The sequence below is a fragment of the Ruegeria sp. CDSA020 genome (assembly GCF_059612345.1).
The window spans coordinates 80,759-92,319 of record NZ_JBXWQK010000009.1; the positions used below are offsets into that span (position 1 = coordinate 80,759).

The following is an 11,561-nucleotide window of genomic DNA, read 5'->3' on the forward strand; positions in this document are numbered from 1 at the left end:
GATATTCCCCGGGCAATCTCGTTGGCCTGACATGGCGTCAGTACTTGGCGAAATTGCCCGAGTTTAGCAAGAACAAGTCCTGCGCAGTGCGCTAGTTCAACCGCTCGCCGGTTTCCTTGGCAAAATAGGACACTTTGCTCATGTCAAAGGCCAGGTTCAGCTCTTGTCCGGCCTGGGCGCTGGTTTCCGCGTGCAGGCGCGCAGTGACCTGTTTGCCGCCCAGTTCGGACACAACATAGGTGTCAGCTCCGGCAGGTTCGACCATGTCGACCATGCAAACCGCTTCCTGTACACCGTCTCCGGCGCGGAACCCGGCCTCGGCGATATCCTCTGGGCGCAGGCCCAGAATGACATCCTGCGGCAGTGACAGATCACGGGCATCCTTCAGGACTAGCGTTTCACCCGATGACCGCTCGATGGCAATTTCGGTGCCTGTGCCGTTCTTGGTTGCCTTTGCAGGGATCAGGTTCATCGCGGGTGAGCCCATGAAATCAGCCACGAACAGGTTGGCAGGGTTGTTATAGATCTCGGCCGGGCTGCCGATCTGCTGCACGATCCCGCCTTTCAGAACCACAATCTTGGTGGCCAGCGTCATCGCCTCGATCTGGTCGTGGGTCACATAAACGATAGAGGCATCCAGAGTCTGGTGCAGCTTCTTGATTTCTGTCCGCATCTCGACCCGCAGCTTGGCGTCGAGATTCGACAGCGGCTCGTCAAACAGGAACAGTTTGGGGTCGCGCACCAGCGCCCGTCCCATCGCCACCCGCTGACGTTGACCACCGGACAGCTGACTAGGACGGCGGTTCAGCAGCGGTTCGATTTGCAGCAGCGCGGCCACATCCTTTAGCTTAGCGTCCATCGTAGCCTGATCCACGCCGCGCACTTTCATGCCAAAGGTAATGTTCTTGGCCACCGACATGGTCGGGTACAAAGCGTAGGACTGAAACACCATGGCGATGTCCCGGTCCTTAGGGCTGACATGGGTCATGTCTTTGCCACCAATGGCCAGCGTACCGCCGGTGATCGGTTCCAGCCCGGCAATGCAGTTCAGCAAGGTGGATTTACCACAGCCCGATGGGCCGACCAGCACCAGAAAGTCGCCCGGTTCGATCGAGATGTTGATATCCTTCAGGATCTCGGTTGCGCCGTAGTTCTTGTACAGCTTGTTGATATCAAGGATGGGAGCCATCATTCTATCCCTTCACAGAGCCAGCGGTCAGGCCGCGGATGAAATACTTACCGGCAACGACATAGACGAGCAGCGTCGGCAGACCCGCGATGATCGCGGCGGCCATGTCGACATTGTATTCTTTGACACCGGTGGTGGAGTTTACGATGTTGTTAAGCGCCACAGTCACAGGCTGTGTGCCCGCCTGGCTGAACGACACGCCGAACAAGAAATCATTCCAGATCTGCGTGAATTGCCAGATCACGGTTACCACGATGATCGGCAGTGACAGTGGCAGGAAGATCGACCAGAAAATCCGCAGGAACCCGGCCCCATCGACGCGAGCGGCCTTGGTCAGCTCGGCCGGGATAGAGACATAGTAGTTGCGGAAAAACAGCGTGGTGAAGCCAAGACCATAGATTACGTGGACAAAAATCAGACCCGGAATGGTTCCGGCAATACCCATCATGCCCAGAAGGCGCGCCATCGGCAGCAGGACGACCTGAAACGGAATGAAGCAACCAAACAGCATCAGCGAGAAGATGATGTTAGCCCCTTTGAACCGCCACTGCGCGACAACGTAACCATTCAGAGCACCCAGCAGGGTCGAGATGGCCACCGCAGGCACCGCAATCAGGACCGAGTTCCAGAAGTAAGGCCGCAGACCTTCGCATTGGATACCCGTGCAGGCGCCCGACCAAGCGGTTTTCCAGGCCTCGAAACTCACCTCACGCGGTAACGATATCAGACTACCGGTACGGATTTCCTCAAGACTTTTCAACGATGTCGTCAACATCACAAATAATGGCATCAGGTAATACAGCGCGAACAGGCACAGCACCACGTAAAGCAGCCAGCGCAGGGCGATTTTGCTCATGTTACTTTGACTGCGGGTTTGGGTGTGGGGCATCGACAGATCAGTCATTTTTAGCCCTCAATTCTGAGTAGAGATAAGGAACCACGATGGCAAAGACGACCAGCATCATGATCATTGCAGAAGACGCCGCCTGACCGATATCGCCGCGCGAAAAGGCCATCGCATACATGTAGGTGGCGGGCAGATCGGTCGCATAGCCCGGACCGCCTCCGGTCAGGGCGATGACAAGGTCAAAGCTCTTGATTGCCAGATGCGCCAACACGATGAAAGCCGACAAGAAAATCGGGGCCATCGACGGGATGATGATCGCGGTATAAATACGCCAGGTTGGAATACCATCGACCTGTGCGGCCTTGATGATCTCGCCATCGACCGAGCGCAGACCGGCCAGAAACAACGCCATCACAAAGCCCGAGCTTTGCCAGAGTGCGGCAATGACGATGGTGTAGATCGCGTAATCGGGATTCACAAGCCAATCGAATTCGAAGTTGGGAAAGCCCCAACCCTGCACCATGGACTCAATCCCCAGACCGGGGTTCAGGATCCACTTCCACGCCGTGCCCGTGACGATCATCGACAGCGCCATGGGGTAGAGATAGATTGTTCGGATCGCTCCTTCGACGCGGATTTTCTGATCCAGCAGGATGGCCAGCAGCAGGCCCAGCAGCATCGCGATCACGATGAACAGAGTACCAAAGATATACAGGTTGCCAATCGCCGTATCCCAGCGCGGAGAGTCGAACAGGCGCTCATACTGGATGAAGCCATGGATCTCGTATTTCGGCAGCAGTTTCGATCGGGTCAGCGACACCCATGCGGTCCATCCGATAAATCCGTAGACAAAGATCAATACGGCGATGAACGACGGTGCCAGCACCACCTTGGGCAGGTGGTTTTCCAGCCATTCGGACATGTTTTCCTCCGGGGAAAGATGCTCTGCCCCACACCTTGGGGGGCAGAGCGTATTGGATCAGTAGCTGTTGGCCACCGCGTCCGCCAGTTGCTGAACCGCGTCAGCCGAGGACATATCCGAGTTGAAATGCGCGGTCACAACATCGGTGATCGCACCAGCCTGCGACCCGCGCAGCGCCATGCCATGGGCATAAGATGGCAGCAGCGAACCACCTGCCGAGGTCGAGCCCATGTCTTCGGCCGAGATTTGCGCGCAGATGTCAAAGGCATCCAGCGACACATCGGTCCGGGCCGGGATCGAACCCTTGTTCAGGTTGAACACTTCCTGAAAGTTCGGTGCAACAATCAGCTTGGCCAGCAATTCCTGACCGGCGCGATTGTCGTCGCCCTCAACCTCGAACATGGCAAAGCTGTCGACATTGTACAGATATCCATCGCCGGGGGTCGAGGCGCACAGGAAATCCTCACCAGGCTTCTTGCCCGCTGCCAGGAATTCGCCCTTGGCCCAGTCACCCATGATCTGAAAGGCCGCTTCGCCGTTCATCACCATCGCGGTGGCCAGGTTCCAGTCACGGCCCGAGAAGTTCTCGTCCACATAGCCACGCAGGGTGCGCATCTGGTCAAAGACCTGGATCATCGTGTCCGAGGTCAGTGCTTCGGGGTCCAGATCGACCAGGGCTTTCTGATAGAACTCGGGTCCGCCAAGACCCAGTGCAACGGCTTCGAAAACCGTGGCGTCCTGCCAGGCCTGACCGCCATGGGCCAGTGGGATCACACCGGCGGCCTGCAGTTTCTCGGCAGCGGCGTTGAACTCATCCCATGTGGTGGGCATTTCGATGCCATTCGCAGCCAGCACATCGGCATTGGCCCAGATCCAGTCGATGCGGTGAACGTTCACAGGCGCCGCGCACCAAGTGCCTTCGCACATCATGTGACCAGCGATCGACGCGGGCAGAACGTCGGCCCAGCCTTCGGCGGCGGCCACGTTCGAGATATCGGCCAGAACGCCCTCTTCATACCATTCCTGAATCGCCGGGCCTTTCAGCTGAACCGCTGTCGGCGCGTTGCCTGCCAGAACCCGCGCCCGCAGCGCCGTCATGGCTGCATCACCGCCGCCGCCTGCGACAGGCATATCGGTCCATGTGCCCCCGTTCGAGGCAAACTCTTCCTGAAGCACGGCCACCGATTTGGCCTCGCCACCGGATGTCCACCAATGCAAGACCTCCGCCTGTGGTTCGGCCACCACAGATGATCCGGCCGCGACGGCCAATGCGGACACAGTCGCAAAAGAAAATCGTTTCATGTTTTCTCCTCCCTGAGAATTCGGTGCCAGTCAAATTGGCAATGCCGCAATACTGTGCCCCAGACCGAGTCTGACAACGCTTAATCCGGGCCAATACCCGGGAAAGGCGCAAATTTTCACCGCTTTTGTTACAGCGTGTTACGTTAGCATTGAATCTGTTTCCGTTCGTTACAATGGACGAAGTTTGGAGCCAGAGAACAGGAGGAAGAACACTGTGAGCATTCCGCGGCTGTTGGTGGTGGATGACGACCCTGAAATGCGGTCGATGATGACCCAGTTCCTGCAACAGAATGGCTTCATTGCGCTGCCCGCCAGTTCCGAAAGCGAAATCCGCGCCCATCTCAAGTCGGGTCGGATCGACCTGATTCTATTGGATGTGATGCTGGGGGATGAAAACGGCGTTGATATCTGTGCCCGCCTGCGGGCCGAACAGGACGTGCCGATCATTCTGGTCTCGGCCTTGTCCGCCGATCATCAACGCATGGCCGGGTATGAGGTAGGCGCCGACGATTACATCGCCAAGCCTTTTAATCCGCAACTGATGCTGGCTCGCGTTCGCGCCGTCATGCAACGGGCGCGTCGTACACCTTCGCTTGCCTATCGCCGCCGCACCCGCTCTTTTAGGTTTGACGGCTGGCTCTATGACGGCAAACGGGACGAAGTGCATTCGCCGGACGGATATCTGGTATCCCTGTCCCAGCGAGAAACAGCAATGCTAAAGGTTTTTCTGGCCAACCCGCATATTCCCTTGACCCGGGATGAAATCGCCGCGGCCCTGGATGTAACAGGCGCTACTGACAAGAGCGAAGGCCAGGGACGCGCCATCGACATGCTGGTCGGGCGGCTGCGATCCAAGATCGAGGCCAACCCCAAAGACCCGCAAATGCTGAAGACCGAACGCGGTGTGGGCTATATCTTTGCCGCAGAGGTGTCTGTGGACGAAACCGCATGACCGTCCGCGCCACGCGCCTGCGCAGCCTAGGCTGGATCTGGACCTGCGCCGCTTTTACCTCGGGGTTGCTGGCCGCAGGCCTTTGGTTCGCCTCGGCCCGGGCATGGCAGGAATTCCAGACCCGTGCATATGTTGCCGGGTTCGCTGTTTACGAGGATTTGCGCATCGGTAAATCCCCACCGTCAGGCATCTCAATCGTACCATTGCCGCCCAAAGCAGCCAGCCTGGCGGATGCCGGGCAGTTTGAGCAACTTCCCGGGTTTTCGGATCGCAGCTTTGTCACCAACCTGTCGATCCTGACTGACAGCTCGGCACCGGTTTCGGGCCGAGAGTTGACGCTGGCTGTGATGTCAGACCGGCTGGTTTACCCGGTGTCCGACATCCTCTCCGGCATCGACCAGACCGGCCCAGAGAAAATGGGCAACCTGACCCGGCTTTTGGCGACCTATTGCAGCGAACCGATACTGATCGCCCGCTATGGGCGCGGCGCATGGCAACAGGTGGACGGGACAGATATCTGGGGATGCCGTGCAGCCCCAACCGACTTGCGTCTGCCCACGATTCTGGTCGCCATAGTTGCGCTGGCGGTGATCCTTACCTCGGTCGGCAATGTATCGGACAGTTTCACCCGCTTCTCTACTGCCTTGCGCGACCGCAAAAGACGGGGCGGGCCGAACAGCTATGAGGCCGATGGCCCGGCCGAGTTGCGCGACATCGTCTCGGCCGTGAACGAGCATCTGGACGCCGAGCGCATGCAGCTGGAAAAGCGCGCCACTGTCTTGTCGGGTGTCAGCCACGATCTGGGCACCCCGGCCACCCGCGTCCGGTTGCGTGCCGCTTTGATCCCGGATGTAGAGCTGCGCGAAAAGCTTGAGGCCGATGTCGATCAGATGACCGGCATGATCGAAAGCGTTCTGACCTACACAAGGTCCGAGCTGAGCATCGAAGAACCGCGCCAGATTTCACTGACATCGCTGGTCGAAGCCTTGGTGGCGGATTATCAGGATATGGATCTGCCGGTGACCCTGAAAAAGCTGGCCCCAGTGGCGGTACAGGGCGGCACGTCCGTTTTCATGTCGCGCCGAGGGCATGGATCCCTGCCCGAGACCCGGAGAATGCTGGTCGTCGGCAGGCCAATTTCGCTGAAGCGCGCCCTGACCAACCTGATCGACAATGCGCTGAAATATGGGCGCCATGCCGAGGTTCAGCTGGAAACCGATGCCAAAATAGCAACCATCACCGTTGAGGACAAAGGGGCCGATCTGTCCGTCTCGGATATCGAAGCCCTGATGGCCCCGTTCCGGCGCGGGTCAAACACCGGGTCTTCGGATGGGTTTGGTCTGGGTCTGACAATCGCGGCGACAATCGCAGAACAGCATGGCGGCACCCTCAGTTTCGAAGCCGGAGAGCAAGGCCTGCGCGCACGTCTGCAGATCACCAGGCAGTGACGATTCATGTCATATAGCTACGCACCAGCGCGCTTGCGATCAGCGACCAGCCGTCGGCGATGACAAAGAAGGCTAGTTTGAACGGCAGCGACACTGTTGCAGGCGGAACCATCATCATCCCCATCGACATCAGCACAGCGGCCACCACAAGATCAATGATCAGAAACGGCAGGAAGATCAGAAACCCGATCTGAAAGGCCCGCGCTATCTCAGAGAGCATGAAAGACGGCATCAAGATCGACAAGGGTGCCTCGGCCGACAAGGAAACCGTATCACCCCCGGGTCGCAATGCTGCCATGGCGTGGAAAGTATCCGGATCAACTCGCCCTGCCATAAAGGCACGAAACGGCTGCAACGCGCGCTCCAACGCTGGTTCGACCTCCATCGTTTCTTCGACCATGGGGCGAATACCTGTGGTCCAGGCCTCCGAAAAGACCGGCTCCATGATGAAATAGGTCAGAAACAGTGCGAGGCTGACGATCAGCATGTTGGGGGGGGATTGCTGCAATCCGATCCCTTGCCGCAAGATGGCCAGAACGGTGATCAGGAACGGGAAACAGGTGATCATGATCGCCAGCCCAGGCGCGAGGCTGAGCACGGTAATAAGCAAAATCAACTGAATGGTGCGCGCGGAAATCGACCCGCCTTCGCCCAGCGACAGCGACACCTCTTGTGCGGCGGCCAGAGACGGGGTCAGCGTCAGCAGCACCGCCACCCAAAACAGGAAACGCATTACCCGATCCCGTTCTGCAGATCCGCGATTTCGGTTAGGCGCACGGCCAGTTGCCCGGCTTGATCACCCTCCATCTCTTCCAGCAGACCGCGCGCCACCAGTTGATCGCCAACATATAGGTCCACAGGATCTTCGATCCGTTTGTCCAGGGTGAGAACAGCGTTTTCCCCCATATTCAGCAGATCCCGGATTAGCGGGCGGGCGCGGCCGACTGACACGGTTACCTCGATCGGAACGGTATCAAACGGGCTGGCTTTTTCGGGTTTGGGGGATTGCGGGTCACTCATTGTTCAATGCCTCTTTTGCCTCATACACGTAAGCGTCAAATGCTGAACGGATTGTCTTTAGCAAGGCGCTGCTATCCACCTCTCGCTGCGAGGTACCAACCTGCAGACGCGCCTGACCAGGCCCCAGAGACGGATCCTCGACAACCCGTGTCGGGGTGGCCAATTCAGGGGGCAACAGCCCCTCGACCGCATCCGCGAAACCCGAAGGCACAAAGACCTGCATCGGCTGACCAATCTGTTCCCGGGCCATTTCGGTAAGCTGTTCGACCAGCCGCGGGGCCTGCCCCCGATCCAGGGTGTCCGGCAACACCAGATTGACCAGGCTTTGGAACATGGGCTCCAACGACAGTGTCATCCGGCTCGTCGCCTCATGATAGGTAAAGGACATATCCTCAAGCGCGCGAGCGAGGTTGGCCGATACCTGTCCACGACCCTGTTCCTGGGCCTGCAGGGCATCGTCCCATCCGGCGCTATAGCCGTGTTCGAAGGCGCCTAGCCGCTGTTCCTCCAGCGCCTCTTCGTCCAGCAAATGAACTTTGCCGCCGCCTGCCTGTACGGTGAAATCCTCAAGAAGATGGGCTATCGACATCACGCACGCTCCTCACTTTCTTCAAGCCAGCTGCGCAGAATTTCCACGGTTTCCTCCTGCTTGTCGCCGATCATGGCGCGCAGCCGATCAACCGGATCAGCGCCTGGATTTGCCGCCAATGCCGGCACGTCTGCTGGGGCGTGCCCCGGAATGGCGGCGAATTGCCCGCCCTCTTCGGTCGCGATCTCACCGGTCAGAACCGCCTCGGGCTCTGGCGGTGTTCCCGCCGGCAAAAGGGCGGGGGCAAGGGCCGGTTTCATCAGGATCGGGCGGATCACGAACAATCCCAGAACCAGCATCACGATCGCCAGAACGGCCATTTGGACCAGTGACATCGCATCAAAATGAACCTGCTGCCAGATCGAGGACGAAACCACAGTTCCGCCAGGCTCTACTGCGGGCAGATCCAGCGATTTCAGGGTGATGACGTCGCCACGTTCGGCATCGAACCCAACGGCCGAGGCCACAAGCTCTCCCAATGCGTCAAGCTCGGTCTGAGGCAATGGCGCAAAGCTTTCTGCACCCGAGGCATCAACCGAGCGCGTTCCATTCACCAGCACCGCCACTGTCAGGCGCTTGATCGCACCGGGTGCGGTGTGAACCTCTAGCTCCGTCTCGGATACCTCATAGTTGACCCGCTCCCGCGTCTGTGTGGCATTTGAATTGGTTGCGTCCCCGCCCGCGCCATCCCCATCGGGCAGGTTCGACGCCACCGTGACGTCGGACGATTGGTTCCGGGCGCTGTCAGACCGTTCCTCGACATCGGTGCTGATGGCCACGCGCCCCTTAGGATCAAAGCGCCTTTCACGGATGGATTCGGTTTTAGTGACCGTATCGACACTGACTTCGACGACTGCATTTCCGGCCCCCACTCGGGCCTCAATCAGACGTAGGACCCGTTCGCGCAGCTGGCGCGACTTGTCATCCGCAGTATCTGCCGCAACCGCAGTCTCTTTTGCGCCAATGACCGCACCATTGGAATCAATCACCGCCACATTCTCGGGTGCGAGGCCGCTGACGGCAGAAGAGACCAGAAAACGGATCGCCTTGGCCTGATCCGAAGTGATATCCGCACCCGAGGACACCAGATAGACCGAAGCTGTCGGCGCGACGCTGCGCTGAAACGGATTCGTCGACCCGTTGGCAATATGCACGCGCGCCTGACTTATGTGAGGGCTGCCGACAATCGTGCGCGCAAGCTCACCCTCTTTCGCACGCCAATAGGCAGCATCGAACATTTGCGAGGTGGTGCCAAAGCCGCTGAGTGAATCCAAAAGCTCATACCCTCGGTTTCCGTTCGCAGGCAGGCCTTCGCTGGCCAGCGTCATACGCAATTCGTCCCGCTGCGAGCCGGGCACGTAAATCGAACCGCCCCGAATCTCATACTGTACGCCGCGCTGATCCAGTGATCGAACGATATCCCCCGCCGCGCCGCTTTCCAGCCCGGCATAGAGTAGGGTCATCGACGGCGCCGTCGCCAACCGCGACATCGCAAGGACCCCCAAAAAGACCAGTACGACTGCACCGGCTACAATGATTTGCTTTCGCCTGTCCAAACTTGCCCAGACAGTTCCGATCTGCTGCACGCTCACCTCCGACTCGCCGACATTCTGCCCGGCGCCTCCCCTGTTTGGACGATTGCCCTTAACAATCGGTTAGTCCCTGCCGGGTTATGACATCCCCAGACTGAATGAATGAGGACGTCATGACTGACGCGACTGCAGAACAGGCAGAAGCCCCGGAAAAATCGGGGAAAAAAGGATTGATCATTGGGGTGATTCTGGCCGTTGCCGGGGCTGCGGGCGGGTATTTCCTGACCACTTCGGGGCTACTGCCATTTGGCGGCCAACCAGCCGCAGAAAACGCCAAGGAAAAAGACAAAGGGACCGAGGTTAAAGCCCTGCCTGAGGTTGGTTTTATCGACCTGCCGGCGGTGATCGTCTCGGTCAATGCTGGCGATTCACGGCACCTGAAATTCCATGCCCAGCTTGAGGTGAACAGCAGCTACGCCTCGGATGTCGAGAAGATGAAGCCTCGTATCATGGATGTTCTGAACGGGTACCTGCGGGCGGTCGAAGTGTCGGATCTGGAGGATTCGCTCGCACTGATGCGCATCCGCGGTCACCTTTTGCGCCGCATTGAAATCGTCGTCGGGGAAGGGCGCGTGCGCGATGTCCTCGTGATGGAATTCGTATTGAATTAGGAGGCCGAGATGGAGCTGATTGCAGATATTTTGCTGGTCGCAGGTGCGCTGGGTGCGGGTCTTTACTGTTTCGTGCTGTCCCGTCGGTTAAAGCGGTTCACTAATCTGGAACAAGGTGTCGGTGGCGCGGTCGTTGTCCTGTCATCTCAGGCGGATGAGTTGAAGAAATCGCTTGATTCGGCACGAACTGCTTCGGACCAGTCGGGCCTTGTACTTGAGGCACTGACCCAAAGGGCGGAATCGGTTGCTCAGCGGCTCGAACTGATGATGGCTTCGATGCATGATGTCATTCCGGCCGAAGAACCCGCCAATGACATCAAGGTTGAAGATCCCAAGCCGCAAGAACCCAAGGCCGAGGAACCAACGACCGATCCTGAGCCTGAAGAGGTTCCAATCGAGGCGGTGGAAAAGCCAGAGGATCCTACGGCGTCCAAATTTGAGGACACTCAGGAAAAACGCCCGGGCGGGCTGATGTTTTTCCGCCACGACCGCAATAGCGGAGAGGCCGCGACATGAGCGGACACATTGAAGAGAAACGACCAAGAAGCGGTGTCCTGACAGTTATTTCACTGTTGATGCTTGGGTCAGCCGCGATTCGGCTGGGGTTTGAGGCTGCACCAGCCCTGGCAAAAGGGGCCGAGCAGGCAGAAGCAAAGTCGAAAGAGACCCCAGCAGAGCTGCCCGGAGCCCGGATACTGCTGACCGAATTGCTGCGGCGCGAAGAAGCGTTGAAAAAACGCGAAGCCACAGCCATTGATCGGGAAAAGGCGCTCGCCATTGCCGATGAGGCCATTGAGACCCGCCTGGCCGCCCTGCAGCAGGCCGAAGAGGCGCTGCGTGAGACGCTGGCCATTGCAGAAAAAGCGGCTGAGACAGACCTGACGCGCCTGACGGATGTCTATCAGAACATGAAGCCGAAAGATGCGGCCGCCCTGTTTGAAACGATGGACCCGGCCTTTGCCGCCGGATTCCTGTCACGGATGCCGCCCGATGCCGCAGCCGGTGTTTTGGCAGGCCTGAACCCCGAGGCTGCCTATACAATCAGCGTGATTATGGCCGGGCGAAACGCTTCGGCTCCGCAGGAGTAGC

Annotated in this window: 13 protein-coding genes; 5 read left to right on the top strand and 8 right to left on the bottom strand. The window is 58.7% G+C overall.

Features of this window, described 5'->3' with window-relative positions; genetic code table 11:
• Positions 1 to 91: 91 nt before the first annotated feature.
• Genes AC2FJW_RS15935 through AC2FJW_RS15950 form a run of 4 tightly spaced genes read right to left on the bottom strand, consistent with a single transcriptional unit; the run spans position 92 to position 4,260 of the window.
• Positions 92 to 1,189, bottom strand: coding sequence for an ABC transporter ATP-binding protein (locus tag AC2FJW_RS15935; protein ID WP_142638656.1), 1,098 nt, complete (start codon positions 1,187 to 1,189; stop codon positions 92 to 94).
• 4 nt (positions 1,190 to 1,193) lie between these two features.
• Positions 1,194 to 2,093 (bottom strand): carbohydrate ABC transporter permease, encoded by a 900-nt coding sequence (locus AC2FJW_RS15940; RefSeq protein WP_271952391.1) that lies wholly within the window; start codon positions 2,091 to 2,093, stop codon positions 1,194 to 1,196.
• Positions 2,086 to 2,958 (bottom strand): carbohydrate ABC transporter permease, encoded by an 873-nt coding sequence (locus AC2FJW_RS15945; RefSeq protein ID WP_142638652.1) that lies wholly within the window; start codon positions 2,956 to 2,958, stop codon positions 2,086 to 2,088. The genes AC2FJW_RS15940 and AC2FJW_RS15945 overlap by 8 nt, the downstream gene beginning before the upstream one ends.
• 57 nt (positions 2,959 to 3,015) lie before the next feature.
• Positions 3,016 to 4,260, bottom strand: coding sequence for an ABC transporter substrate-binding protein (locus AC2FJW_RS15950; RefSeq protein ID WP_496703494.1), 1,245 nt, complete (start codon positions 4,258 to 4,260; stop codon positions 3,016 to 3,018).
• Between the two features lie 214 nt (positions 4,261 to 4,474).
• Here AC2FJW_RS15950 and AC2FJW_RS15955 point away from each other — a divergent pair, with 214 nt between their 5' ends.
• Both AC2FJW_RS15955 and AC2FJW_RS15960 read left to right on the top strand, forming a co-directional pair.
• Positions 4,475 to 5,212: a response regulator transcription factor gene (locus AC2FJW_RS15955; RefSeq protein ID WP_282022099.1), complete on the top strand. Its 738-nt coding sequence runs from the start codon at positions 4,475 to 4,477 to the stop codon at positions 5,210 to 5,212.
• Positions 5,209 to 6,660 carry a sensor histidine kinase gene (locus AC2FJW_RS15960; RefSeq protein WP_496750638.1) on the top strand — a complete coding sequence of 484 codons (1,452 nt, stop codon included), beginning with the start codon at positions 5,209 to 5,211 and terminating at the stop codon, positions 6,658 to 6,660. Before AC2FJW_RS15955 ends, AC2FJW_RS15960 begins: the two co-directional genes overlap by 4 nt.
• Positions 6,661 to 6,664: 4 nt before the next feature.
• Here AC2FJW_RS15960 and fliP read toward each other — a convergent pair whose 3' ends face one another.
• Genes fliP through fliF form a run of 4 tightly spaced genes read right to left on the bottom strand, consistent with a single transcriptional unit; the run spans position 6,665 to position 9,855 of the window.
• Positions 6,665 to 7,393, bottom strand: coding sequence for a flagellar type III secretion system pore protein FliP (gene fliP / locus AC2FJW_RS15965; RefSeq protein ID WP_496692770.1), 729 nt, complete (start codon positions 7,391 to 7,393; stop codon positions 6,665 to 6,667).
• Positions 7,393 to 7,680: a FliM/FliN family flagellar motor switch protein gene (locus tag AC2FJW_RS15970; protein ID WP_496750640.1), complete on the bottom strand. Its 288-nt coding sequence runs from the start codon at positions 7,678 to 7,680 to the stop codon at positions 7,393 to 7,395. Before AC2FJW_RS15970 ends, fliP begins: the two co-directional genes overlap by 1 nt.
• Entirely contained in the window at positions 7,673 to 8,269 is a 597-nt protein-coding gene (locus tag AC2FJW_RS15975; RefSeq protein WP_496750641.1) for a FliH/SctL family protein, read from the bottom strand. The genes AC2FJW_RS15970 and AC2FJW_RS15975 overlap by 8 nt, the downstream gene beginning before the upstream one ends.
• Positions 8,269 to 9,855, bottom strand: coding sequence for a flagellar basal-body MS-ring/collar protein FliF (gene fliF / locus AC2FJW_RS15980; protein ID WP_496750642.1), 1,587 nt, complete (start codon positions 9,853 to 9,855; stop codon positions 8,269 to 8,271). The genes AC2FJW_RS15975 and fliF overlap by 1 nt, the downstream gene beginning before the upstream one ends.
• A 119-nt stretch (positions 9,856 to 9,974) precedes the next feature.
• Here fliF and AC2FJW_RS15985 point away from each other — a divergent pair, with 119 nt between their 5' ends.
• Genes AC2FJW_RS15985 through AC2FJW_RS15995 form a run of 3 tightly spaced genes read left to right on the top strand, consistent with a single transcriptional unit; the run spans position 9,975 to position 11,560 of the window.
• Positions 9,975 to 10,472 carry a flagellar basal body-associated FliL family protein gene (locus AC2FJW_RS15985; protein ID WP_496750643.1) on the top strand — a complete coding sequence of 166 codons (498 nt, stop codon included), beginning with the start codon at positions 9,975 to 9,977 and terminating at the stop codon, positions 10,470 to 10,472.
• A 9-nt stretch (positions 10,473 to 10,481) separates the two neighbouring features.
• Positions 10,482 to 10,988, top strand: coding sequence for a hypothetical protein (locus tag AC2FJW_RS15990; RefSeq protein ID WP_496750644.1), 507 nt, complete (start codon positions 10,482 to 10,484; stop codon positions 10,986 to 10,988).
• Complete coding sequence (locus AC2FJW_RS15995) at positions 10,985 to 11,560, top strand: MotE family protein (protein WP_496697848.1); 576 nt, start codon at positions 10,985 to 10,987, stop codon at positions 11,558 to 11,560. The genes AC2FJW_RS15990 and AC2FJW_RS15995 overlap by 4 nt, the downstream gene beginning before the upstream one ends.
• Position 11,561: the final 1 nt, after the last annotated feature.

Bases quoted from the DNA above. Each gene is read 5' to 3' on its own strand.
- AC2FJW_RS15935 (WP_142638656.1), bottom strand. From the start codon at position 1,189: ATGGCTCCCATCCTTGATATCAACAAGCTGTACAAGAACTACGGCGCA.
- AC2FJW_RS15940 (WP_271952391.1), bottom strand. From the start codon at position 2,093: ATGACTGATCTGTCGATGCCCCACACCCAAACCCGCAGTCAAAGTAAC.
- AC2FJW_RS15945 (WP_142638652.1), bottom strand. From the start codon at position 2,958: ATGTCCGAATGGCTGGAAAACCACCTGCCCAAGGTGGTGCTGGCACCG.
- AC2FJW_RS15950 (WP_496703494.1), bottom strand. From the start codon at position 4,260: ATGAAACGATTTTCTTTTGCGACTGTGTCCGCATTGGCCGTCGCGGCC.
- AC2FJW_RS15960 (WP_496750638.1), top strand. From the start codon at position 5,209: ATGACCGTCCGCGCCACGCGCCTGCGCAGCCTAGGCTGGATCTGGACC.
- fliP (WP_496692770.1), bottom strand. From the start codon at position 7,393: ATGCGTTTCCTGTTTTGGGTGGCGGTGCTGCTGACGCTGACCCCGTCT.
- AC2FJW_RS15970 (WP_496750640.1), bottom strand. From the start codon at position 7,680: ATGAGTGACCCGCAATCCCCCAAACCCGAAAAAGCCAGCCCGTTTGAT.
- AC2FJW_RS15975 (WP_496750641.1), bottom strand. From the start codon at position 8,269: ATGTCGATAGCCCATCTTCTTGAGGATTTCACCGTACAGGCAGGCGGC.
- AC2FJW_RS15985 (WP_496750643.1), top strand. From the start codon at position 9,975: ATGACTGACGCGACTGCAGAACAGGCAGAAGCCCCGGAAAAATCGGGG.
- AC2FJW_RS15990 (WP_496750644.1), top strand. From the start codon at position 10,482: ATGGAGCTGATTGCAGATATTTTGCTGGTCGCAGGTGCGCTGGGTGCG.
- AC2FJW_RS15995 (WP_496697848.1), top strand. From the start codon at position 10,985: ATGAGCGGACACATTGAAGAGAAACGACCAAGAAGCGGTGTCCTGACA.